Source organism: Planotetraspora kaengkrachanensis, assembly GCF_016862895.1.
GTDB lineage: Bacteria > Actinomycetota > Actinomycetes > Streptosporangiales > Streptosporangiaceae > Planotetraspora > Planotetraspora kaengkrachanensis.
Genome location: NZ_BONV01000002.1, coordinates 36,633 through 60,437, shown reverse-complemented (window position 1 = coordinate 60,437; position 23,805 = coordinate 36,633). Strand labels below are relative to the sequence as shown.

At 71.5% G+C, this 23,805-nt stretch carries 22 protein-coding genes; 14 read left to right on the top strand and 8 right to left on the bottom strand.

Annotated elements, in window-relative coordinates; all coding sequences use genetic code 11:
- Window positions 1–128 precede the first annotated feature (128 nt).
- On the top strand, window positions 129–455 hold the full coding sequence (locus Pka01_RS03075) for a DUF6221 family protein (protein ID WP_203881013.1): 327 nt from the start codon (window positions 129–131) through the stop codon (window positions 453–455).
- Between the two features lie 27 nt (window positions 456–482).
- Here the strand turns inward: Pka01_RS03075 and Pka01_RS03070 are convergent, their stop codons facing one another.
- From Pka01_RS03070 to Pka01_RS03050, 5 genes are all read right to left on the bottom strand, one after another.
- Window positions 483–809 carry a hypothetical protein gene (locus tag Pka01_RS03070; protein ID WP_203881012.1) on the bottom strand — a complete coding sequence of 109 codons (327 nt, stop codon included), beginning with the start codon at window positions 807–809 and terminating at the stop codon, window positions 483–485.
- Between the two features lie 152 nt (window positions 810–961).
- Complete coding sequence (locus Pka01_RS03065) at window positions 962–1,294, bottom strand: putative quinol monooxygenase (protein ID WP_203881011.1); 333 nt, start codon at window positions 1,292–1,294, stop codon at window positions 962–964.
- Window positions 1,295–1,487: 193 nt separating this feature from the next.
- Window positions 1,488–1,955, bottom strand: coding sequence for a MarR family winged helix-turn-helix transcriptional regulator (locus Pka01_RS03060; protein WP_203881010.1), 468 nt, complete (start codon window positions 1,953–1,955; stop codon window positions 1,488–1,490).
- A gap of 58 nt (window positions 1,956–2,013) precedes the next feature.
- On the bottom strand, window positions 2,014–2,925 hold the full coding sequence (locus Pka01_RS03055; RefSeq protein WP_239114692.1) for a YceI family protein: 912 nt from the start codon (window positions 2,923–2,925) through the stop codon (window positions 2,014–2,016).
- Window positions 2,904–5,390: an MFS transporter gene (locus Pka01_RS03050; protein WP_203881009.1), complete on the bottom strand. Its 2,487-nt coding sequence runs from the start codon at window positions 5,388–5,390 to the stop codon at window positions 2,904–2,906. Before Pka01_RS03050 ends, Pka01_RS03055 begins: the two co-directional genes overlap by 22 nt.
- Window positions 5,391–5,705: 315 nt before the next feature.
- Between Pka01_RS03050 and Pka01_RS03045 the strand changes: the two genes are divergently transcribed.
- The 3 genes from Pka01_RS03045 (at window position 5,706) to Pka01_RS03035 (ending at window position 8,394) form a co-directional block, all read left to right on the top strand.
- The gene (locus Pka01_RS03045) at window positions 5,706–6,311 is read left to right on the top strand and encodes a cysteine hydrolase family protein (protein ID WP_203881008.1); all 606 of its coding nucleotides are present in this window, start codon (window positions 5,706–5,708) and stop codon (window positions 6,309–6,311) included.
- Between the two features lie 60 nt (window positions 6,312–6,371).
- Entirely contained in the window at window positions 6,372–7,586 is a 1,215-nt protein-coding gene (locus tag Pka01_RS03040; RefSeq protein ID WP_203881007.1) for a YncE family protein, read from the top strand.
- 169 nt (window positions 7,587–7,755) lie between these two features.
- Entirely contained in the window at window positions 7,756–8,394 is a 639-nt protein-coding gene (locus tag Pka01_RS03035) for an AAA family ATPase (protein ID WP_239114691.1), read from the top strand.
- Between the two features lie 39 nt (window positions 8,395–8,433).
- Here the strand turns inward: Pka01_RS03035 and Pka01_RS03030 are convergent, their stop codons facing one another.
- Window positions 8,434–9,111 (bottom strand): TetR/AcrR family transcriptional regulator, encoded by a 678-nt coding sequence (locus Pka01_RS03030; RefSeq protein ID WP_203881006.1) that lies wholly within the window; start codon window positions 9,109–9,111, stop codon window positions 8,434–8,436.
- Window positions 9,112–9,155: 44 nt separating this feature from the next.
- Between Pka01_RS03030 and Pka01_RS03025 the strand changes: the two genes are divergently transcribed.
- Both Pka01_RS03025 and Pka01_RS03020 read left to right on the top strand, forming a co-directional pair.
- On the top strand, window positions 9,156–10,037 hold the full coding sequence (locus Pka01_RS03025) for an ABC transporter ATP-binding protein (protein WP_203881005.1): 882 nt from the start codon (window positions 9,156–9,158) through the stop codon (window positions 10,035–10,037).
- Entirely contained in the window at window positions 10,024–10,785 is a 762-nt protein-coding gene (locus Pka01_RS03020; protein WP_203881004.1) for an ABC transporter permease, read from the top strand. The genes Pka01_RS03025 and Pka01_RS03020 overlap by 14 nt, the downstream gene beginning before the upstream one ends.
- Window positions 10,786–10,843: 58 nt before the next feature.
- On the opposite strand, the gene Pka01_RS03015 is transcribed toward Pka01_RS03020, so the two are convergent.
- Window positions 10,844–11,722, bottom strand: a complete 879-nt coding sequence (locus Pka01_RS03015; RefSeq protein WP_203881003.1) for a LysR family transcriptional regulator — start codon at window positions 11,720–11,722, stop codon at window positions 10,844–10,846.
- Between the two features lie 99 nt (window positions 11,723–11,821).
- Between Pka01_RS03015 and Pka01_RS03010 the strand changes: the two genes are divergently transcribed.
- The 3 genes from Pka01_RS03010 (at window position 11,822) to Pka01_RS03000 (ending at window position 15,799) form a co-directional block, all read left to right on the top strand.
- A complete protein-coding gene (locus tag Pka01_RS03010) occupies window positions 11,822–13,225 on the top strand; it encodes an MFS transporter (RefSeq protein WP_203881002.1) in 1,404 nt (467 codons plus the stop codon).
- Between the two features lie 88 nt (window positions 13,226–13,313).
- Entirely contained in the window at window positions 13,314–14,705 is a 1,392-nt protein-coding gene (locus Pka01_RS03005; RefSeq protein ID WP_203881001.1) for a cytochrome b, read from the top strand.
- A 2-nt stretch (window positions 14,706–14,707) separates the two neighbouring features.
- Entirely contained in the window at window positions 14,708–15,799 is a 1,092-nt protein-coding gene (locus tag Pka01_RS03000; RefSeq protein ID WP_203881000.1) for an NAD(P)/FAD-dependent oxidoreductase, read from the top strand.
- 46 nt (window positions 15,800–15,845) lie between these two features.
- Here Pka01_RS03000 and Pka01_RS02995 read toward each other — a convergent pair whose 3' ends face one another.
- Entirely contained in the window at window positions 15,846–16,952 is a 1,107-nt protein-coding gene (locus Pka01_RS02995) for a lipocalin-like domain-containing protein (RefSeq protein WP_203880999.1), read from the bottom strand.
- A gap of 407 nt (window positions 16,953–17,359) precedes the next feature.
- Here Pka01_RS02995 and dnaK point away from each other — a divergent pair, with 407 nt between their 5' ends.
- The 5 genes from dnaK to clpB are packed head-to-tail and all read left to right on the top strand — an operon-like array spanning window position 17,360 to window position 23,800.
- Window positions 17,360–19,243 carry a molecular chaperone DnaK gene (dnaK, locus tag Pka01_RS02990; protein WP_203880998.1) on the top strand — a complete coding sequence of 628 codons (1,884 nt, stop codon included), beginning with the start codon at window positions 17,360–17,362 and terminating at the stop codon, window positions 19,241–19,243.
- Window positions 19,244–19,255: 12 nt separating this feature from the next.
- On the top strand, window positions 19,256–19,900 hold the full coding sequence (locus Pka01_RS02985; protein WP_203880997.1) for a nucleotide exchange factor GrpE: 645 nt from the start codon (window positions 19,256–19,258) through the stop codon (window positions 19,898–19,900).
- A complete protein-coding gene (locus Pka01_RS02980) occupies window positions 19,900–20,883 on the top strand; it encodes a DnaJ C-terminal domain-containing protein (protein WP_203880996.1) in 984 nt (327 codons plus the stop codon). The genes Pka01_RS02985 and Pka01_RS02980 overlap by 1 nt, the downstream gene beginning before the upstream one ends.
- Window positions 20,880–21,200 (top strand): chaperone modulator CbpM, encoded by a 321-nt coding sequence (locus tag Pka01_RS02975; protein WP_203880995.1) that lies wholly within the window; start codon window positions 20,880–20,882, stop codon window positions 21,198–21,200. The genes Pka01_RS02980 and Pka01_RS02975 overlap by 4 nt, the downstream gene beginning before the upstream one ends.
- Entirely contained in the window at window positions 21,182–23,800 is a 2,619-nt protein-coding gene (clpB, locus tag Pka01_RS02970) for an ATP-dependent chaperone ClpB (protein ID WP_203880994.1), read from the top strand. Before Pka01_RS02975 ends, clpB begins: the two co-directional genes overlap by 19 nt.
- Window positions 23,801–23,805 lie beyond the last annotated feature (5 nt).

Below are 23,805 nucleotides of genomic sequence, written 5' to 3'. Positions count from 1 at the left end.
CCTGTCGGGCGGGCCGAAAGCCTGGTCATCCACAAGATGGCCAGGCTTTCTCATGTCAGCTGCCGAGGCCGCCCTGCCGTACTCCGGCCGGCCGGACTAGCGTGAGGGATGGAGGCCCCTGACCGATCGTGCACGTCGTCGGACAGGAGGAGGCGAGCAGGATGAGCGTTCTGGGTTCGTGGCTCCGCGCCACCATCGAGGCCGACAAGGCCGTCGCGCTGGCCACGGAGCAGGACCCTCGCGACACGATCGCCCGCTGCGACGCGGCACTGGCCGTCCTCGACGAGCACGGCATCGTCCAGGTGACCGGGATCGGGAAGGACACGCGGGTCATGCAGATCCCGGCATGCAAGACCTGCGGCACCAAGCACGGGGTGCCGTGCCGCACTCTCCGCCTGCTCGCCAGGGGTTACCGGCACCGCGAAGGCTACGACGACGAGTGGTCTCCGGAGTGACGGGCCCCGCCTGACCCGGCCCCGCGGCTACGGCATGGGCCTGCTCTTCACGCTCTCCAGGCTTTTCAGGGCCCATGCGGCACAGATGACGGGGTGATCGACGAGCAGGCCGGAACCGGCGGTCCGCGCTGACATCGCCCCCAGCCAGGGCAAGGGCGTCAACCCGGTGGGCTGATTCCTGACGATGGAGCACTCGGCGGCGGAGGGGGCTCCGTACATCTCGGTGTCGGCCACCGCCGGCCCGACGTCATCCCCGCAGCTCTCCCAGGCGAACACATCGCGGACGAAGGTCGCCACGAGGATGACGGCGAAGCCGATGAGCACCACGAAGAACACCTTGCTCGACCGTCGCATCGCCGCCTCCAGCCCCTGCTGGATGGACCACTTTCCACGTTACGTCCGCGCTCGCGGCCGACGGGCGGCGCACCCCGGGTTGTCAGACCCCAGGCTTGTCAGACCCCAGGCTTGTCAGGTCCCGGGGTCGTCAGGTCCCGAGTCGGCTGAGGTCAGCTCCGGTCGGGGACGGCCATCTCGCCCAGAAGGGACCAGTCGTCCTGCGGGACCGTCATGTTGACGATCCGGGGAGTCTCCGCGAGGTGCCCGGGCAGCGTGCGCTGCGCCTGCCTGAAGTGTTCGGACTGGACGTGCGCGGCCCCGGCGTCGCCGTCCCGGAACGCCTCGACGAGGACGTACTCAGCGGGGTCCTCGACGCTCCGCGACCAGTCGAACCACATGCAACCCGGCTCGTCGCGGGTGGCCTGAGTGAAGTCGCGCGTGATCTCGATCCACTGGTCGGCATACTCGGGCAGCACGCGGAACTTCGCTGTAATGAAGATCATTTGAATCTCTCAGGTGGTGATGGACCGGGTACCGCCCCGGCGCGACCGGTGATGATCCTATGACACCAGTGTGAGCATGATCCGGTAAAGGCGCGGTGGGCCGGCCCTCCGCGCCGAGCCCGGACGGCGGCCCCCCGGGGCGTACGGCCGGCCTGCCCGGGAGGTGACGTGCCGCGCTCCTGGGCGCGCCGCCTCAGAAGGTCTCTGTGAGGGTGTTGAAACGGGACAACATCGCCCCCAGCAGCCGGACCTCGTCCTCCGGCCAGGTGTCGAGCAACGCACGGAACCGCTCCTGGCGCGCCCTCCGCGCCCGGTCGAGCCTCTGCCGGCCCTCGCCGGTCAGCTCGAGGAGGTGGGCGCGGCCGTCGACCGGGTCGGGGGTGCGCCCGATCAGCCCGAGAGTCTCGAGCGCCTTCAACTGGCGGCTGATGGTGGCCTTGCCGATGCCGTAGTAGGCGGCCAGGTCGCTCGGACGCGCCGGAGCGGCCTCGTCGATGCGGACCAGCAACCCGTACGCGCCGGGGTCCAGCTCGGGATGGACGTCCCGCCTCATCTCGGCCGACAGCGCGCGAGATCGGCGGAACAGGACGCCGAGCTGGTGCTCGAGCTCGCAGTACGCCTCACGCGCCTCGACGGTGGCCGCCGCGTGCGTCCCGGTCATCGTGCCGTCACCTCCTGCGTCCGAACCCCCGGTGTGGATTCCGGGCCGAGCATGACGATCATGCCGGAGGGGGCGATTCACCTTGAACCGCCTGTATGTCCAGCTCCACCTTCACCGTGGCCCCGATCAGTGAGATGCCCGCCTGCACCACCTGGTTGTAGTTCATCGCGAAGTCCTCGCGGCGCAACTCGGTGGAGGCGCGGAACGCGACCCGCAGGCCGCCCCACGGGTCGGGGCCGGTGCCGAGGTAGGTCAGATCGAGGTCGACCGGCCGGGCGACGCCGCTCATCCTCAGCACACCGTGCAGCGTCCACCGATTCTGACCCGTGGCGGACAGCCCGGTGCTCGAGTAGGTGATCGTCGGGTGCCGTTCGACGTCGAGGAAGTCGGCCGAGCGCAGGTGGTCGTCCCGCGTGCCGTTGCCCGTGTCCATCGACGAGGCGTCGATCTCGGCCGTCACGCCGGACGTCTCGGGGGTCGCGCCGATGTCGATCCGGCCGGAGAACCGGCCGAACCGTCCCTGCACGCTGGACAGGCCGAGGTGCTGCGCCGTCGCGGCGACGATGGAGTGAGCCGGATCGATGGTCCACACGCCGGGCGGCGGGAGCCCCGCGCCGCCCAGCCGCGTGAGCACGAGCGTGCCCATCTCGGCGGAGCCGGACGCGGTCGCGATCGCCGTCGACGCGGCCGGGGCGTACCCGACCGCGGTGACGACGACGGTGTAGACGCCGGGTGCGAGCGGGCCGGTCAGCACCGCCCCGTCGTCGTCCGCCCCGGCCCGTACGACCTGGCGGCCGGACGGGTCGGTCACGGTGACGACCGCGTGCTGTATCGGCCAGCCGTCCTTCGTCCGCACCCGCGCGCGAAGGCCGCGTCGCTCCCCGGGCACGGACGCGGAGGCCGGAGGGCCGGGGTGCGTCCCGTCCCTGCCGGCGGGGGAGTCCGGCGTCATTCCGCGTGCCCGAGCCACAGGTCGTACTCGTCGTCGCCCTGGCCGGACAGGTCGAGAGGGCTCGCAACGGGCGGGTACCCGGTGGCGATCAGGGTGTACCGGCCGTCCGCGAGGTCGGCGAACGCGTACTGCCCGTCCTCACCGGTCGTCGCCGTGCCGACGACGTCTCCGGTGGCGTCGAGCAGCGTGACCCGGGCGTCGGCGAGCGGACCGCCCGCGCCCTTGACCCGGACCGTGCCGCGCACGTGGGCGCCGGGCAGCAGGTCGACGTCCTGCCGGGTCATGCCGGTACCGACCTCGACCGGCACCGCGGCCGGACGGAGCCCGGCGGCGCTGACCGCGAGGGTGTACGCGCCGGCGACGACCCCCGTGAAGCCGAACGCGCCGTCGGCGTCCGTCGTCGCCGTGGTGACCACCTCGCCGCGGACGTCCGTCAGGATGACCATCGCCTCAGCCACCGGTGTGCCGTTCGCGTCGCGCACGGTGCCGGACAGCTTGCCCGAGCCCGCGAGCACCAGGTCGAAGTCCAGTGGACGGTCGCCCACCACGAGCGTCGCGACCTGGGGGTCGTGCTCTCCGGCGGAGGCGATCAGCACGTACGTGCCGCCCCCGGGGGCCCACAGGCCGTACCCGCCGTCGGCCGTCGTGACCGCGCGACCGAGCTGGTGTCCCCGTACGTCGATCAGGGTGAGGGTGGCGTCGGCCACCGGTGTGCCGTCAGCGCCACGGACGAAGCCGCGGATCCCGCTGCCGACCCTGGTCTCGACGGTGTCGGCCGAGGCGGACACCACGTGTTGTGCCGCCACCGCCGTCCTGGCCAGACCGTCGCGCCCGCCGTGGGCGTCGGCGCCCACCGGCACCGGCTCCCGCGTGTCGCGGTGCGCGTGACGGCCGGGCGCCGGGACCTCCGCCGGCGGCGCCTCCACGTCCGCGGGCTGCTCGGAACCGGAGCTTCGCAGCGGGATCTCCTTGATGAAGACGATGGCCACCAGTGCAAGCAGCGCGCTCGGGGCCGCGTAGAGGAACACGTCGCCCACGCCGTGGCCGTACGCGCTCTGCACCACCGCGCGGATGGGCGCGGGCAGCTCGGACAGCCGGGGAACCGAACCGTCGCTCAGCCCGCTCTGCACGCCCAGCCTGGACAGGCCTTCGTTCAGGTAGTCGGTGATCCGGTGACCCAGCACGGCGCCGAGAGCCGAGACGCCGATCGCGCCGCCGAGCGTACGGAAGAACGCGACGACGGAACTGGCCGCGCCCAGGTCCTGCTGCCGCACCTGGTTCTGTACGGCCAGGACGAGGTTCTGCATGGTCAGGCCGACGCCCATGCCGATGGCGACCATGTAGACGGCCAGCAGCCAGTAGTTGGTGTCGAACCGCAGCGTTCCCATGAACCCGAACCCGGCGGTCAGGAACAGGCCGCCGGAGACCAGGAAGATCTTCCAGCGGCCGGTGCGGGTGATGATCTGCCCGGCCGCGGTCGACGACACGGCCAGGCCGAGGATCAGCGGCAGCGTCATGATCCCCGCCTTGGTGGGCGACTCACCACGCGCGAGCTGGAAGTACTGGGACAGGAAGGTGGTCGCGCCGAACATGGCGACACCGACGAGCAGGCTGGACACCACGGCCAGGCTGACCGTGCGGTTGCGGAACAGACGCAGCGGCACGACCGGCTCGCGGGCCTTCATCTCCACGAGGAGGAAGAGCAGGGCCAGCACCAGCGCGCCGCCGACCATCGCATAGGTCTGCCAGGACAGCCAGTCGTACTTGTTGCCGGCGAACGAGACCCAGATGAGAAGCAGCGAGACCGAGGTCACGATCAGCACCGCGCCGGTCCAGTCGATCTTCACCTCGCGCTTGAGCACGGGAAGACGGAGCGTCCTCTGCAGAACGATCAGCGCGAGCACGGCGAACGGCACGCCCACGTAGAAGCACCACCGCCAGCCCAGCCAGGAGGTGTCCACGATCACACCGCCGATGAGCGGGCCGCCGATGGTGGCGAGGGCGAAGACCGCGCCGAGATAGCCCGAGTAGCGGCCGCGCTCGCGCGGCGCGATCATCACCGCCATGATCACCTGGGTGAGGGCGGTGAGGCCGCCGGCGCCGATGCCCTGGACGACCCGGGCGCCCAGCAACATCCCGGGGTTCTGCGCGAGCCCGGCGACGGCCGAGCCGGCCACGAAGATGATCAGACTCAGCTGGACGAGCACCTTCTTGCTCACCAGGTCGGCGAGCTTGCCCCACAGGGGAGTGGAGATCGTGGTCGCGAGCAGGTCGGTGGTGATCACCCAGGTGTAGGTGGTCTCGCTCGCGTGCAGGTCGGCGATGATCGTGGGCAGTGCGTTCGACACGACGGTCGCCGCCAGGATCGCCACGAACAGGCCGATCAGCAGTCCCGACAGCGCCTCCAGGATCTGCCGGTGCGACATCGGGCCGGCGAGATCACGGGAAACGCCCCGCGCCTCGGCCGGTACTGCGGTTGTCATCTGGGTCCTTTCAGGGGAGCCGTGCGTGGCGGGGGTGCGGGAGGCGTGCGCGGCGGGAGTATGGGGGCCTGGCTGTGCGGGGAAGTTCGGCGATCACCTCGCCGGCGTTGCCGAGGGTCTCGCGACGGCGGTACGAGGACGCGGATGCGTGCGACGCATCCTCGATGTCCTGACCGCCCTATCTGGTTGCCGAGGGCAACTATATGTGATGCCCTTAGTGCATCTTTCAACGGGTATGGCGCTTATGTCCGATCTTGGCTGGCGTGCCGCCGCGGAGGTCTTCCGGCGAGGGGCGGGGTGCGGCAGGATCATGACATGACCTACGACCCGCGGACCGCCGCCGTTCTCGCCCTCCACTGGCAGGTGAACGTCATCAAGCCCGAGGGGTTCTTCGGCGCGATGCTCGGCGAGCCGGTCGCGCGCAGCGGCGTCGTGGGGCGTGCCGTGCGGTTCCACGAATCCATGCGCGCCGCGGGGGTGCCGGTGATCTTCACGCGGTTCACCGTGCCCGTGGGCGAAGGCGGCCTGGTCCGCAACACGGGCTTCATGAAGGCCGTCGGCGACGCGCAGGAGGCCTTCCGCCCGGACGCTCCGGGGGCCCAGCTGATCCCGGAGATGTGCACTCCGGCCGAGGGTGACTGGGTGGTTGACAACCAGAAGTTGTCGGGCCTGGCCGGCGACGACCTCCCCGCGTGGCTGGCCGAGCGTGGGATCGACACGCTGCTGGTGACCGGAGTCGCCACCAATCTGACCGTCGAGCAGACGGCCAGGCACGGCACCGACCTCGGCCTCACCGTCCACCCGGTCAGTGACTGCGTCACGGCCGCGACCGACGAGGTCCACCGCATGTCGCTGGCCAACCTGGATCTGGCGACGGCCGGCTGCCTGAGTTCGGACCAGGTGGTCGCGCTGTTCGCCTGAGCCGCGGGACGGGGCGGGACGGGACGCGAACCTTTCCGCCCCGCCCGGTGTAGACATCACATGGAGCGACGCGACTTCCTCAAGATCTGCGGCGGAACGGCGCTGGTCGGCGTCGGCGCGTGTGCCGGACCGGTGACGCAGAAAGAGCCGGCCCACCTCCTCTACGCCGACACGACGTCCGGGCTGGCCGCCGTGGAGACGCGGAGCGGGCGCAGCCTCGCGAATTCCCCGGCCACAGTCCCCGCGGCCGACTGGACCCGTCTGTTCACCCTCTCAGGAAACTCCCTGGTGGCCGTGGACGCCGTCACCGGGCGCACGATCTCCAGCATCGGTGTGCCCCCCTCCAAGGCCGTCCGGGTGGTCTCGCCGGACGGAGCCCTGGCGGCTCTCGGCGACCCCGCGCCCGCCACGCCGTACGGCTCGCCCGGACGTCGCACGACCCGCCTGGTGATCGCCGATCCCTCCGGCCGCCGCGAGGCCACGGTCGTCGAACTGGACGGGAACTACGAGCCCGACTCCTTCTCGGCGGAGGGCGGTGCGCTGTTCGTGCTGCAGTACCTCCCGTCAACGGCTCCCGAGGCGTACCGCGTCCGGATGCTCGACCTGACGTCCCGCGAGGTGGGCCCGGTCCTCAGCAGGGAGAAGACTCCGGTGGCCGAGGAGGAGACCATGCGCGGGGAGAGCCGGCTCGCCGTGCTGTCTCCCGGCCGCGACAGGCTCTACACGCTCTACACCCATCAGGCCAATCACCTGCACTCCAGGGACCTGGTCGCCGGCCGGTCGACGGGCGTCCACGCGTTCGTGCACGTGCTGAGCCTGACCGAGCGCTGGGCGTACTGCCTCGACCTGCCAGAACCGTTCGGGCACGGGCCGGCGGAGGGGCACGCCATCGCCGTCTCCGCCGACGACGTCTACGTGTTCGACGGCGCCAGTGGACGTCTCGTGCGAGCGGGGGTGCAGGAACTGGCCATCGGCGAAGTGGGCGCGCTCCTCGCATCGCCCGGCCCGGCTTTCGCCGCCGTGTCGGCCGGCGCCCTGCACGTGGCAGCCGGCGGCTCGCTGTCCGCCGTCGACCTCGACTCCCTGTCCGTGCTGCACACCGCAAGGACGCCGGGACGCCCACGCGGGCTGGCCGTGGGCCCTGACGGGAGCCTGTACGCGGGCGTCGACGGGGGAGCCGTCCGACTCGACGCCAGGGACGGGCGCGAACTCGCCCGCGTGCCCGTCCCCGGCCTCACTCTGCTTCGCCACGTCGCCGCCCAGCCAGGCGTGTAGCGGCGGATGGGCAGGAAACCGGGTGAATCGACCGGCCCACTGAAGGCCCGGCCGTACGGGGTCTGAAACTCACGGCGCTCCCCGCGCGTTGTCCTTGTCGACGGGCCGACAGGAGCTGCGACCCGCCATCGGCGGTTCGCCGGGCTCCCGAGTGGATGACGTGAGGTCGATGACGCCTGAGCCGACCATGCCGCCGCGACGCGAGCCATGCCGTGCGCACGACGAGGAGTTGCGTTACCCCGTCGGATCGCTGGTGCTGCTGGCGGGGTTGCCCGGAGCCGGCAAGAGCACGCTCCTCGACCGCCTGTACGGGTTGAACGGCGACGAGACGGAACCGGTGGTGGCGGGCGGCGTGCACGTGGTCGACTCCCGCCAGGCGCGCAACTGGTGGGCGCGCTTCCTCGGGCCCGTCCCTTCACGGGCGCGCACCCCGCTCGTGCACACCACGCACGTGCTGCGCATCGCACGGGCGGTGCTGCGCGGCCACGCCGTCGTCGCGCACACCCGCGGCACCTGGCCGCACATCCTGCACGGCTTCGCCTGGCTCGCCCGGCGCCGGGGCCGCGATCTTCACGTGATCCTGCTCGACACCCCGCCGCAGACGGCCCGCGCCGGGCAGTACTCACGCGGGAGGGTCGTCACCACGGCCACCTTCGCCCGGCACTGCCGGCGCTGGCGGCTGCTGATACGGCAGGCTCGCTCCGGCGGGCTGCCTCCGGCGGCGAGCGTCACCGTGCTGGACCGGGGCGCCGCCGACCGGCTGGCCGACATCCGGTTCGACGTCCGGCCCGCCGACCGCGCCTCGTGAGGTGGCCGGGGCCTCGTCCGGCGGACGAGAACGGCGGGCTCACGAATTCGCGGAGCGGGCCGTCTCGGGGGAGGGCGCGTCCTTCACCTCTGCTCGCGTGGCGACCGCCTCGATCAGCCGCCGGATGTCGTCCAGGTCGGCCTCGAACTCGGTCCCGAGGTCGACGGGCAGGTCAAGCCACGGCGCGATTCTGGTGTGGCCGGGCAGGTCGCCGTCCGGGAGCCTGCCTCGGCGGCCGCGCGGGTCGACGGGGCCGGGGGCGAATCGCCCCGAGGCCTCGGATGCGGCGAAGCCGAGCACGAAGGTGCTGATCAGGCGTTCCAGCCGGGGCACTTCTCGCTCGGGCACCCCGGCGTCGAGGAGCGCGGTGTAGATGACGTCCACCGCGCGTACGGCGTCCGGCGTGACCGCCGGGCGGGAGAAGAGCAGGTGCGCCGCCCACGGATGACGTCGAGTGATCGCGCGGCAGGCGTGCGCGAGGGTGTTGAGGCGTTCGCCCCAGGCCTGGCCCGCGTCGGCGTCCGACGCCAGGAGCGTGGACAACAACCGCCCGACGACGCCGTCCAGCAGCGCGGCCTTGTCGCTGACGTGCCGGTAGAGCGCCATGGGCGTGACTCCGACGCGGTCGGCCACCGCCCGCATCGAGACCGCGTCGAGGCCGTGCTCGTCGGCGATGGACAGTGCCGCGTCCAGGATCTCTTCCCGCCTGCCACCCATGGGTCTACAGTGTAGACGTATACGCTGTAGACATTGGAGGCGGGATGCTCATCGCAGAGGGTCTGGTGAAGATCTTCGGCCGCCGTCCGGCGCTCGACGGCTTCGACCTCGAGGTCGCGCCCGGCGAGATCGTCGGACTGATCGGCCACAACGGTGCGGGCAAGACCACGTTCGTCGAGGTCGTCACCGGCCTGGTGCGCCCCGACAGGGGCAACGTGCGGATCGGGGGGCTCGACGCGCTGCGTGCCGGTCGTGCCGCGCGCCAGTTGCTCGGTGTGGCTCCGCAGGAGCTCGCGCTCTACAACCGCGCGACCGTGCGGGAGAACCTGCGGCTGTTCGCCGGGATCGCCGGGCTGCGCGGGCGGCGCCGTGACGAGGAGATCGCCCGGGTCCTGGACGAGCTCCACCTGTCCGCGCTCGCGAACCGGCTCGTGGGCGTCCTGTCCGGTGGCCAGCGCCGCCGTGTCCAGGCGGCCACGGCGATGGTCGCCGCTCCGCCGTTGCTGCTGCTGGACGAGCCGACCGCCGGCGCCGACCCGGAGACCCGCTCCGCCCTGCTGGCCGCCGTCAAGACCCGTGCGGAGGCCGGCACCGCCGTTGTGTACACCACTCACTATCTGCCGGAACTCGTCGACCTCGACGCCACGTTGGCGCTCGCCCGCGCCGGGCGCGTCATCGCGCGCGGCACCCAGCGGGAGCTCACCCGCCATCTGCCCGGTGAGCTCCGGGTCACCTTCGCCGACCCGGGCGAACCCGATCTGCGTCTGCCGACGACGGATCCCGGTGCCGACCTCGCCGCACTTCTCGCCTCCGGACGCGTCCCCGTCTCCGTCGACGTACGCCGCCCCAGCCTGGACGACCTCTACCGTTCGATGGAAGCCGGCGCAGGCGAGGGCGAGCAGGAGGCCCGTGATGTCGCCGCGTGAATCCGCCTTCCGCACGGGCGCCCTGGTGCGTCACAACCTGCTGCTGATGCTCCGCGAACCGGGCCCGCTGCTGAGCCGGATGATCCTTCCGCTCGCCTTCGTCACCCTGCTGCGGCCCCTGTACGTGGCCGCACAAGGCCGTACGGCGGGCACAGAACAGGCGGTCGTCGGCACGGTGGTCACCTTCTCGCTGCTCGCGCTCAGCATCGCGGGCAGCACGATCCTCACCGAACGGCTCGGGCGCACCTGGGACCGCCTGCGCGGTGCGCCGGTCCATCCCGCTGAGGTGCTCGTCGGCAAGGCCGTCCCCGTCTTCGCGGCCCTGCTCGCCCAGCAGCTCGTCATCGTCGGCTTCGGCGTGGGCGCCCTCGGCCTGCGCGTGCCGCACCCCCTCCTGCTGCTGGGCGTCCTGCTCAGCTGGAGCTGCGCGCTGCTCGGGCTCGGGGCACTCCTCGGTGTCCTGGTCCGCAGCATGGGTGAGCTCTCGGCCGCCTATGACATCGGGGGCATGCTGCTCAGCAGTCTCGGCGGGGCTCTGGTCCCGCTCGCCGTCCTGCCCTCCTGGGTCGCGGCCGCGGCCCCGATCTCGCCCGGCTACTGGGCCGTCCGCGGTCTGCAGGGCGCTCTCGCGGGCGACGCGCGGAGTGTGGCCGTAGCCTGCGGGGTGCTCGTCTGCGTGGCGCTGGTGTGTGACAGCCTGGCCTCGGTCCGCCTGCGAGGTCGCAGCGGGCGACTGGTGTCTCTGTGAAGTGGGCGCTTCTGAAATGGGCGCTGCGCGGCAGACGAAGGCAGGCCCGCCGTCGGGCTCAGGCGCTTGCGGCGTAGAGGACGTCGCGCAGCCCGGGGAGTTCCTCTCTGTCGGCACGCCAGACCAACCGCAGGAGCAGGTCGGGCGCGGCGAGCCCGAGGTCGACGAGCGTGCCGGACCGCAGGGCCGCGTCCACGGCGAAGGCGGGGAGCAGCGCCATGCCGAGATCCTGCTCCGCCCAGGCGCGCATCACCGCGACACCGCCCGCCTGGACCCGCCGGGGGCCGGGGCCGAGCAGTTTGTCGGCCGCCATCCGGAAGGAGCAGTTCGGCACGTTGACCAGCAGTCGCTCGCCGGACAGGTCGCCGGGCTCCAGGTGGCGGCGGCCGCTGAGCCGGTGATCGGGCGCGGCCACCAGGACCAGCGGCACCGGATCGAGGTCGACGAAGGTCAGCGGCGCGGCGGGCGTCGGGAAGCCGAGATCGCCCAGGGCGTCCCCGGTGTCCAGGAGCAACACCGCCTCAAGCCGCCCCGCGGTCACGTCGGCGAGCAGCGTGTCGCGGCTCGTCTCGGCCCGGACCTCGACGACGACGCCCGGACGGCGCTCGGCGAGCCTGGCCAGAACCTTCGGCACGTACGTGGCGACGATCGTCTCCAGCGCGCCGAGCCGTACCGCCTGAGGCCGCCCGGTGACCTCACGGCGTGCCTGTTCGACCTGGTCGAGGATGGCGCGGGCCCAGCGCGACAGGACCTCGCCCTGCTCGGTCGGGCGCATGCCCTTCGCCGTCCGGGCGAACAGCGTCACGCCCAGCGACCGCTCCAGGGTGCGGATCTGCTCGGACACGCTGGACGGGGCCTGGTCGAGGGCGTCGGCGGCGCCGGTCACCGTGCCGTGCCTGAGCACCGCCTCGAAGGTCCTCAGCTGACGCAGTTCCACGCCGCTCACCAGCCCCCATCAGGAGTGTTCGGAATTTCCGAACGGAGTGTACGGATGCTCCGGTGGAGCCTCCGGCGCCGGGGTCGGACAGTGGGCCGCATGAGCATCATCGAATCCTCGCCGCCCGGCGAGCGGACACAGGTCGCCCCGCGGGCACGTCGCCGGACCGTCACGCTGTTCGGCATCTCGCTGGCGTATTTCATGGTGTTGCTGGACACGACCGTGCTCTCGGTCGCCGAGCCGGATCTGGCCGCCTCGCTGCACACCTCGACCGCCGGTCTGCAGTGGGCCACCACCGGCTACACGGTGGTGTTCGCCGCGCTCCTGCCGTCCTCCGGGGCGGTCGCCGACCGTCACGGCGTGCATCGGGTCTTCCGCGCCGGCGTCGCCGTGTTCGGAGTCGGCTCGCTCATGTGCGCCCTCGCGCCGGCACTCGGAATCCTGGTCGGGTTGCGGGCGGTCCTCGGCGTGGCGGCGGCGGCCTGCGTGCCCGCTTCGATGGCGATGATCACGCGGCTCTATCCTGACGCGGCCGAACGGACTCGCGCGGTGGCGACGTGGGCGGCAACGAGCGGAGCCGCGATGGCGGCGGGCCCGATCGCCGGCGGAGCACTGGTCGGACTGGCGGGCTGGCGCGCGGTCTTCCTGGTCAACGTTCCGATCGCGGCCCTGGTGCTGGTGCTCACCGCAGGGCGGGCGGTCCGCTGTCCGCGCGGCCACCGGCGGATCGACTGGGCCGCGCAGGCGGCCGGCTGCGTGGCGCTGGCGCTGGGGACCGACGCGCTCATCGCCGCGGGCGGGCGGTCGTGGCCGCATGCCGCCGGATCGGGGGCCGCGGCGGTGCTCGCCGGGGCCGTGTTCGTGTTGGCGGAGCGGCGCAGCCCGGCCCCGGTCGTCAACCGGGTGCTGCTCCGGGCCGAAGGTGTCGGGGCCGGGCTCGCCGTCGGCGCCGCGGTGAACTTCACGCTCTCCGGAGGACTGTTCGTCCTGCCGTTGCTGCTTCAGCAGGAGTACCGGCTCAGTCCGATCGCCACCGGGCTTGCGTTTCTCCCGCTCACGCTGCCGTTCGCCCTCAACCCGCCGATCACCGGCAGGATCGTGCTGCGGTTCGGCCCGCGCCCGCCCATCCTGGCCGGGATGACGCTGATGACCGCGGGATGTCTGGTGCTCTTCTGCGCGGTGCGGTGGGACGCCGGATACGTCCTGCCGGCCTTCGGCCTGCTGCTCACCGGGCTCGGGGTGTCGTCCGCGTTGCCCGCACTGGTCACCGCGATCATGGGCGCCGCCCCGGACGGCACGGCCGGAGCCGTCGGCGGCCTTCTCAACGCCACGCGCCAAAGCGGCGCCACCCTCGGCGTCGCCGCGATGGGAGCGACCATCAGCCTCGGGACCGGCTCGACGTACGCGTTCCTGCTCGCGGCCGTGGTGTGCGCGGCCTCGGCGGCGTGGTTCGCACGCGGGTCGGCGACGACGCAGGCCCGCCCCGACGACGGACGGCAGTGACGGGAATCACCGTCGCAGACGCCCTATTCGTCGTCACAGTCCCCGGCCCGATTCCGTCATGTGAGTGAGGAAGGTTAGGGGGCCCCAATTGCGTTCGACACCGGCCAAGCGCCGCTCGTTTCAGTTCTCCCACTGGTCGTTCATGTTCGCGGAAATCGCCATCTGGTCGTTCGTCGTCCTGTTGGTGACCGGCGGGGCGCTGATGGTGTTCTACGACCCCGGCATGTCCCAGGTGACCTATGACGGCTCGTACGGCCTGCTGCGCGGACTGTTCGTCAGCAGGGCGTTCGACTCGGCCATGCATCTGAGCCTGGAGGTGCGCGGCGGCCTGCTCATCCGCCAGGTCCACCACTGGGCGGCGCTCGTCTTCGTGGCGGCCGTCCTTCTGCAGTTGCTGCGCATGTTCCTGACCGGCGCGTTCCGCCGCCCGCGCACCAGGCAGTGGCTGATCTGGGTGACGCTGCTGGCTCTGGGCATGGCCGCGGGCGAGACCGGCAACGTGCTGCCCGACGACCTGATGTCGGGCGGGAGCCTGTGGCTGATCGTGTCGGTCGTGCGGTCCATCCCCGTGGTGGGCGGCTGGGCGCAGTCGCTGCTGTTCGGCCCGGACTTCCCCGGTGACAGGGTCATTCCGGTCATGTACGGGGGGCACCTGCTGATCGCGGTCGTCATCGCCGCGCTGCTGATCGCCCGTGAACTGCTGGTGCGGCGGCACGGCCACTCCCGGTTCGCCTCCTCGGTGCCGTCCCGGCGGCGAGCGCGCCCGGCGATGGCGCTCGTGACGATCGGCATGCTGATCATCCTCGGGTTCGGGTTCCAGATCGCCCCCATCTGGCTGTACGGCCCTGCCCGGCCGACGCAGATCTCGGCGGGATCGGTTCCCGACTGGTACATGGGATTCCTCGACGGCGCCCTCCGGATCATGCCCGGGTGGGAACTCACCATCGGGGACCACACGCTCAGCCTCGCGGTCCTCCTCCCCACACTGGTCGTCCCCGGCGTCTTCTTCACCGCCCTGGCCGCCTACCCGATGGCCGAGCACTTTCTCCTCTCGCGACGCGGCCGCCGGGACGCACTGGGCCGGCCCAAGACCACGGGCCGCATCGCCCACGAAACGTTCACGCACGACGTGCTCGATCGGCCACACGAGTCGCCGGTGAAGACGGCCATCGCGGTGGCCGGCGTCACGTTCTACGGCCTGCTGTGGTCGGCCGCGGCGAACGACCAGATCGCCGTCCAGTTCCGCCTCTCCGTCGAGGCCGTGACGGTCTTCTTCAGGTTCGCCGTGGTCATCGGCCCCGTCATCGCCTTCTTCGTCACCCGGTGGATCTGCGTCGCACTCCAGCAGACGGATCACGAGGTGGCCGAGCACGGGGTGGAGACCGGGATCATCACGCGGTCCCCGGACGGCGGATACCACGAGCGACTGGCTCCGGCGCGGCGGGAGAGCCAGGAGCCGGCGATCACGTCGGGGAGATGACGGTGACAAGGCCACAGGTGGTGATCGTCGGAGCCGGGGTCGCCGGCTACCAGGCGGCCCGCACCCTTTCGCGGCGGGTGGGAGACGGCGCGGAGATCGTGCTGGTCAACCCGACCGGTGTCGCGCTGCGTCCCGAGTTGCTCCCGCAGGTGATGACGGGCGCGCTCAGCCCGGATCGGGTGAGCGTGCCGCTGGCCGGGACGCTGCCGGGCGTGCGGGTGGTCCTGGGCACGGTCACCCACATCGACGCCCAGGCCCGGCGGGTGCTCTACGACGGCGGTGTGCTGGCATACGACCGGCTGATCGTCGCGGCGGGAGGCGTGAGCGAGGTCGCCCAGGTCTCCGCGGTCTCGGCGCACAGCGTCGGCTTTCACAACGTCGGCCAGGCCCTCCAACTGCGCGATCACATCCACCGGCAGCTCTCCCTGGCCGCCGCGAGCACCGACCCGTTCGAACGCGCGGCACGCTGCACGTTCGTCGTGCTCGGCGCGGGATACGCGGGTACGGCGGCTGCCTCCGCCGGGCAGGCGCTGTCCCGGTCGATCGCCTGCCGCGACCCGCGGCTGCGCGATCAGCCGATCCGCTGGATCCTGGCCGATCCCGCCGAGCGGCTGCTGCCCGACATGCGGCACCGCCTGTCCAGGATCACGGCGCGCATGTTGCGGTCGCGGGGAGTGGAGGTCCGGACGCGGACCTCGCTCGGCCAGGTCACCTCCCGGGGACTGCGGCTCACCGACGGCGAGTTCGTCGCCACCCGCACGATCGTGTGGAGCTTCGGGGTCCGCCCCGACCCGCTCGTGACCGACCTGGGGCTGGCCGCCGAGCAGGGCAGGATCAGGGTGGACGAGCACCTCGCCGTGCCCGGCCATCCCGAGATCCACGCCTGCGGCGACGTGGCCGCCGTCCCCGACCCCACCAGGCCCGGCAAGATCACTCCGATGAGCGGCCGGCATGCCCTGCGCCAGGGGAGGCTGGCCGGCGGCAACGTCGCGGCCTCCCTCGGGTACGGCTCACGCCTGCCGTACCAGCACAGGATCCACGACTCCGTCGCGGATCTGGTCCGGACCCCGGAGCAGCCGCTGCATGTGGCGTGAGTGGCCTGCCCTCTGCGCGCAGGCCACTCGCCGGCGGCTCACCGCGTCAGCTCGCGGCACCCGATCGCGTGAGCGACTCGGTGCGGGCGCGGCCGAAGTACATCAGCTCCCAGATGGCCTCCTCGGTGAACGTCTCGACGGTCTCGCCGTCCTTGCGGCGCTCGATCGTGAGGTCGCCGGTGAAGCGGAGGTAGGCGCCGTCGACGCCGATCAGCCGCGCGGCGACCTTGCGCCAGCCCTTCATCTGCTCGACGAAGGTGTTGGCGACAAGGTCGCGGTGCTTCGTGAAGGTGACGACGTAGCAGTCGTCGCCGTCGTCGTGGAGATACCGGGTGGTACGGGCCACGGGCTTGCCGGTCTTCCCGTCGATGTAGGCGTCGAGCGCCTCGAAGCGCACCCGCGACGCGTCGTCGGCGACGACGTGGCCGTCGCGGGCGAGCATGAAGATCGGGATCGGCTCGTAGCCGTACTTCTCGTGGGCGGTGATGTACGAGGCGATCACCGAATAGGGGCCGGCCTGGCCGCGGGCCCAGTACCAGTCGTGGATGATCGCCATCATCCCCACATTGCCCCAGTTGTGGTCGTGGTAGCCGACGCCGCTCACCTCGGTGCGCACGCCGGCGACCTCGTAGGAGCCGCGCACCGTCCCCTGGGGGACGGCGGGGAGCCACGAGAACTCGAGATCGCGCTCGTCCCCGAAGAGCAGGTAGCCGGTGTGCGGGCGCCACGGCCGGATCTCGGCGTCGAGGGTGACGTCGACCCGCACGCCGCCGACGTCGGCCCGGATCTCGTAGTGAGCGAGGTCGCCGGAGAAGACGTTGCCGTCGATCCGGACGTCGGCGCGGTCGGTCCGGGCCGAGAACGACGCCGCGGGGAAGTCCTGGATGATGTTGAACCTGCGGCCGTCCGGCAGGTCGAGGTTCAGCCGGATCACCGGGCTCAGCGGCTTGCCCGGCGTGGACAGGTCCTTGGTCATGAAGATGACGACGAGTGAGGCACCGTCGTCGAGGTGGGCGTCGAAGTACCACCACTCGTAGGTGCCCCGGCGCCCGTCGGTGCGGGCGCCGTCCTCCCACTCCGCGACGAGGTCGGGGCGGATGCCGATGCGCCGGTAGTCCGCGTCGGTACGGGCGATGCTCGCCTGCTGGGTCATGGTGTCTGTCTCCTTCGGGGGTCTGCTGCAGGAGATGACGACGCAGCCGCCGGGATCGTGAGGCACCGGATCCAGGGGCTCCCCGGCCGGCGCGGGGGAGACGGCCGACGATCTTCGGAGTTTGATCCAAACATGGCTGTTTGAGGGTTTCGGGGATACGCGCCCGCGGTTTGGCTGGTTGTTGAAGGGTCCGAGGTCCGGTCGTCGCCGTTTCGAGCCGTGGCCGATGGAATCAGGGATCCAGCCCGGTGACCACGGGCGGCGGCCCACGTTTCTCGGCCCGGCCTCCCCGCCGGGCACGTCGCCGCCGGCGGCGACCACGTCCTGGTCGCTCCGGAACTCGCCGCCGAGGCCCGCGGGAGGCCTGATGCGGATCGTCCTGATGTGGATCGTCAGGGGGTGGAGAGATGGCGAAGGCAGTGGGCATCGATCTGGGCACGACGAACTCGGTGATCGCGACGACCGAGGACGGCCATCCGGCGGTCATCCCGAACGCCGAGGGGTCGCGGACCACGCCGTCGGTGGTGGGGTTCACCGATCAGGGCGAGGTCCTGGTCGGTCAGATGGCCCGCCGTCAGGCGATCCTGAACCCGAAGGGGACGATCTATTCGGCCAAGCGGTTCATCGGCCGCCGGTTCGACGAGGTCCAGGACGAGATCAAGGCGGTGTCGTTCGACGTCGTGGCGGGTCCGGACGGTGCGGTGCGGTTCCAGGTGCGGGACCGGATGTACGCGCCGGAGGAGATCTCGGCGTTCGTGCTGAGGAAGCTCGTCGCCGATGCGGCGAAGTTCCTGGGGGAGAAGGTCACCGAGGCCGTCATCACCGTGCCCGCCTACTTCAACGACGCCCAGCGCCAGGCCACCAAGGACGCCGGGAAGGTCGCCGGCCTGGAGGTCATGCGGATCATCAACGAGCCGACGGCGGCCTCCCTGGCGTACGGCCTGGACAAGAAGGGCAGCGAGACGGTGCTCGTCTTCGACCTCGGAGGCGGGACCTTCGACGTGAGCATCCTGGACATCGGCGAGGGCGTCGTCGAGGTGCGGTCCACCGCCGGGGACACCCACCTGGGCGGAGACGACTTCGACCGGCGGATCGTCGACCACCTGGCCGACGAGTTCCAGCGACAGGAGGGCATCGACCTGCGGCAGGACGCGCAGGCGCTGCAGCGGCTGTTCGAGGCGGCGGAGAAGGCGAAGGTGGAGTTGTCGGCGGTCACCCAGACGCAGGTCAGCCTGCCGTTCATCACGGCGGACGCGAACGGGCCCAAGCACCTCAACACCGCGCTCATGCGGTCGACGTTCGAGCAGATCACCGTCGACCTGCTCGAGCGGGTCAAGGGGCCGGTCGGGCAGGCGATGGCGGACGCCAAGCTGACCTCGGCGGATCTCGACGAGGTGATCCTCGTCGGAGGCGCGACCCGCATGCCGGCCGTGCAGCAGATCGTCCGCCGGATGACCGGCAAGGACCCCAACATGACGGTCAACCCTGACGAGGTCGTGGGGCTGGGGGCGGCGGTCCAGGGCGCCATCATCAAGGGCGAGGTCAAGGACGTCGTCCTGCTCGACGTCACCCCGCTGTCGCTGGGGGTCGAGACGCTCGGCGGCGTCATGACGAAGATCATCGATCGGAACACCACGATCCCGGCCCGGCGTACGGAGACCTTCAGCACAGCGGAGGACGACCAGTCGGCCGTCGACGTGGTCATCCTGCAGGGCGAGCGGGAGCGGGCGGCGGACAACCGGGTGCTCGGCCGGTTCCGGTTGGAGAACATCCGGCCGGCGCCGCGGGGTGTACCGCAGATCGAGGTGACCACCGACATCGACGCGAACGGCATCCTGAACGTGTCGGCCCGCGACAGGGACACCGGTGCGGAGCAGCGGATCACGATCAGTGAGAGCTCCAACCTGGACACGAGCGAGATCGACCGGATGATCGCCGACGCAGAGCGGCACCGCGCCGACGACGCGCGTCTGCGGGAGGCGGTCGACGCCCGCAACGAGCTCGACTCGGTCGCCTACCAGGTCGAGCGACGGCTGTCCGAGCTCGGCGACGCCGTGCCGATGCACGAGAAGGCCCGGGCCGAGCAACTCGTCGCCGACGCCCGCCAGGCGGTCAAGGAGGAGGCGCCGGTCGACCGCCTCCGGGGACTCACCGCCGAGCTGCAGCAGATCTATCACGCGCTCGGGGCCACCGCCGCCGGGCAACCGGGCCCGGGGCCCGGACGACCCGAGCGAACCGGCGAGCCGGGGGACGACGACGTCATCGACGCCGAGTTCACCAGCTCCGAGTGACGGGTGCCCGACATGGTCGAGAACGAGTTCCCTGAGCACAGGCACCCGGAGGAGGCCGAGGCCGCCGACCGCATCACGGAGGAGGCGGCCGCCGAGCGCGTCGCAGAATCGGCTCCCGAGGTCCCGGTGGCCGCCGAGTCACCGGAGCCGGAGACGGAGACGGTGACGCCCGAGGAGACCGGGGCCACGGAGAAGGCCGCGGAGAAGGCCGCGGAGAAGGCCGCGGAGAAGGCCGCGGAGCTGCACGACCGCTGGCTACGGGCGGTCGCGGAGCTGGACAACCTGCGGAAGCGAACGGTCAGGGACGTCGCCAGGCAACGGCTCGACGAACGTGCCAGGGTCGCGGCGGAATGGCTGCCGATCGTCGACAACCTTGAGCTGGCGCTCAAGCATGCGGACGCCGGCGCCGAGGCGGTCGTCGAGGGGGTCCGCGCCGTCCGGGACCAGGCGGTGGCCCTGCTCACCCGTCTGGGCTTCCCACGCATCGACGACCTCGGCGCCCGTTTCGATCCAGCCAGGCACGAGGCCGTGAGCACGGCCGAGGACCCCGAGGCCGAGCCGGGCACCGTGGTCGCCGTCGTACGGCCCGGCTACGGCGACGGCCCGGACCAGCTCCGGCCCGCATCGGTCGTCGTGTCCACCAAAGCGGAGGACTGATGGCCGCCCAGGACTTCTACGAGATCCTCGGGGTGCCGAGAACCGCGGACCGGGAGGAGATCCAGCGGGCCTACCGCAAGCTCGCGCGTTCCTACCATCCCGACGTCAACAAGGACCCAGGGGCGGAGGATCGCTTCAAGGAGGTGTCGGAAGCGTACGAGGTGCTGTCCGATCCCGAGACGCGCCGGCGCTACGACGCCTTCGGCCGGGACTTCCGGCAGGTGCCCGAGGGGGTGGATCCCGCGGCGTACGCCAGGGCCCGTGAAGGCGCGCGCGCCGGAGCAGGACCGGGGGCCGGATGGGCGCGCGGCCCCGCGGGGGAGGACATCCGGTTCGCCACCGGAGAGGGCATCGACCTCGACGACCTGCTGGGGGAGATGTTCGGCGGCCGCGGACGGCGCGGGAGGGCCGCCGGGCGGGGCTGGGGGCCGGTCCCCGGCGCCGACCAGGAGGCCGAGCTGCCGCTGACGGTCGAGGAGGCCTACCGCGGCGGCAGGCGCGCCATCACCCTTCCCAGCCGCGGCAGGACGCGCACGCTGAAGGTCGACATCCCCGCGGGCGTCACCGACGGACAGCGGATCAGGCTCGCGGGGCAGGGCGGCGAGGGCGGCGAAGGCGCGCAGCCGGGCGACCTCTATCTCATCGCGCGGATCGCCGGCCACCCCCGCTACCGCCTCGAGGGGCGCGACATCCACGTCAAGCTGCCGCTCACCCCCTCGGAGGCCGCGCTGGGGGCGACCGTCGCGGTCGAGACCCCCGGCGGGGAGGCGAAGGTCAAGATACCCCCGGGCACCTCCTCCGGACGGCGCCTGCGCCTGCGCGGCCAGGGCATGCCCGACCCGCGCGGCCGGCCGGGCGACCTGCTCGCCGAGGCCCGGATCATGGTCCCGCCCACGCTGACCGACGAGGAGCGCCGCCTCTACGAACAGCTGGCGGGAGTCTCGGCCTTCGCCCCGCGATCCGGAGGGAGGACGCGATCATGAGTCGGTTCCTTGCACGGTCGCCGCATCTGCACCTCGAGTCGTTCGCGCGGGCCACGGGTCTGCATCCCGAACTGGTGCGCCGCCTGGTGGCCCTCGGCCTGATCGACGCCACCCCGGACACGGGCGGCGACCTGTGCTTCCCGCTCTCCCAGCTCGCCGCGGCGGGCCGGTTGCAGCGCCTGCACGCGGGGCTGGCCGTCAACTACGCCTCACTCGGCCTGGTGACGGACCTGCTCGATCGCATCGCGGAACTCGAGACGGAGCTGCGCATCCGATCCGGCACGACGGGAGGTCGATCGTGGACGTCAACCGTCTGACCCAGAAGTCGCAGGAGGCCCTGCACGACGCCCAGACCAAGGGGATCCGCCACGGGCACACGGAGGTCGACGGCGAGCATCTCCTGTCGGCACTGCTCGAGCAGCCCGAGGGACTCGTTCCCCGGCTCCTGTCCGCCGCGGGCGCGGACGCGGACAAGCTGCGGCTGGAGCTCGAGGCGGAACTGGAGCGGCGGCCCCGGGTCACCGGTCCCGGCGCGGCCCCCGGCCAGGTCTATCTCACCCAGCGCGTGTCCCGGCTGCTCGACGCGGCCGACCGGGAGGCGCGACGGCTGAAGGACGAGTACGTCTCCGTCGAGCACCTGTTGCTGGCTTTGCTCGACGAGGGAACCGACAGCGCCGCCGGGCGGCTGCTGCAGGCGCACGGGCTGAACCGTGAGCGTTTCCTCGAGGTCCTCACCCGGGTGCGCGGCAACCAGCGGGTCACCTCCGCCATGCCGGAGGTCGCCTACGAGGCCCTGGAGAAGTACGGCCGCGACCTGGTCGCCGCGGCGAGGGCCGACAAGCTGGACCCGGTCATCGGCCGGGACGGCGAGATCCGCAGGGTCGTGCAGATCCTGTCCCGCAAGACGAAGAACAACCCGGTGCTCATCGGCGACCCGGGCGTCGGCAAGACCGCGATCGTGGAGGGGCTCGCCCAGCGCATCGCCCGCGGCGACGTGCCCGAGGGGCTGAAGGACAAGACGATCTTCAGTCTCGACATGGGGGCTCTCGTCGCGGGGGCGAAGTACCGAGGCGAGTTCGAGGAGCGCCTCAAGGCCGTGCTCACGGAGGTGACGGCGTCGCAGGGCCGGATCCTGCTGTTCGTCGACGAGGTCCACACCGTGGTGGGCGCCGGCGCCGCCGAGGGCGCCATGGACGCGGGGAACATGCTCAAGCCGATGCTGGCCCGCGGTGAGCTGCACATGATCGGGGCGACGACGATCACGGAGTATCGCAAGCACATCGAGAAGGACGCGGCGCTGGAGCGCCGTCTCCAGCCGGTCTTCGTGGACGAGCCGTCCATGGAGGACTCGATCTCCATCCTGCGCGGCCTGCGCGAGCGCCTTGAGGTGTTCCACGGCGTGAAGATCACCGACAGCGCCGTCGTCGCGGCGGTCGTGCTGAGCCACCGCTACATCTCCGACCGATTCCTCCCGGACAAGGCCATCGACCTGGTCGACGAGGCGTGCGCGATGCTCCGTACGGAGATCGACTCCATGCCCGCCGAGCTGGACGAGCTCACCCGCGTGGTGATGCGCCTGGAGATCGAGGAGGCGGCGCTGGCCAAGGAGGACGACGCGGCGAGCAAGGACCGCCTTGAGGCCCTGCGCGGCGAACTGGCCGACCTGCGCGCCCAGGCCGACGCCATGCGCGCGCAGTGGGAGGCCGAACGGCACGCTCTGCACAAGGTGCAGCAACTGCGCGAGGAGATCGAGAACGTGCGGCGGGAGGCGGACCAGGCCGAGCGGACGTACGACCTGAACCGGGCCGCCGAACTGATGCACGGCAGGCTTCCCGAGCTGGAGCGCAAACTCGCCGCGGCCGAGGAGCAGTTGGAGTCGAAGCAGGGCGGGCGCCGGCTGCTGCGCGAGGTGGTGACCGAGGAGGAGATCGCGGGCATCGTGTCCCGCTGGACGGGCATCCCGGTCCAGCGGCTCCAGGAGGGCGAGCGGGACAAGCTGCTGCGGCTCGACCAGATCCTGCACGAGCGGGTGATCGGCCAGGACGAGGCCGTGCAGGCGGTCGCGGACGCCGTCATCCGGGCGCGCTCCGGCATCAAGGATCCACGCCGGCCCATCGGCTCGTTCATCTTCCTCGGCCCGACGGGTGTCGGGAAGACCGAACTGGCCAGGGCGCTCGCGGAGGCGCTGTTCGACACCGAGGACAACATGGTCCGCGTCGACATGAGCGAGTACCAGGAACGGCACACCGTCAGCCGGCTGGTCGGCGCACCACCCGGATATGTCGGATACGAGGAGGGCGGCCAGCTCACCGAGGCAGTGCGGCGCAAGCCGTACTCGGTGGTGCTCTTCGACGAGATCGAGAAGGCGCACGCGGACGTCTTCAACACTCTGCTGCAGGTGCTCGACGACGGAAGGCTCACCGACGCACAGGGCCGCACGGTCGACTTCCGCAACACCGTGATCATCATGACGTCCAACATCGGCTCGCACTACCTGAGCGAGAAGGCCGCGCCGGCGGGCGAGATCGACCCCGAGGTGCGCGAGATGGTCATGGCCGAGCTGCGCGCCAGGTTCCGTCCCGAGTTCCTCAACCGGATCGACGAGATCGTCCTGTTCAAGCCGCTGACCGAGGCGGAGGTCGAACAGATCGTTTGGCTGATGTTCACGGACGTGAGGTCACGTCTCGCCGACCGCAGGATGACGCTGGAGGTCAGCCCCGAGGCGGTCCGGCACATCGCCGAGCGGGGCTTCGACCCGGTCTACGGCGCCCGCCCGCTGCGCCGCTTCATCGCCAGGGAGGTCGAGACCCGCATCGCCCGCGCCCTGGTCGCAGGCGACGTCCTCGACGGCGCGGTCATCCGCGTCGGCCTGTCGGAGGGGACGCTCACGGTCACGTACGAGAACCCGGAGGCCTGACCACA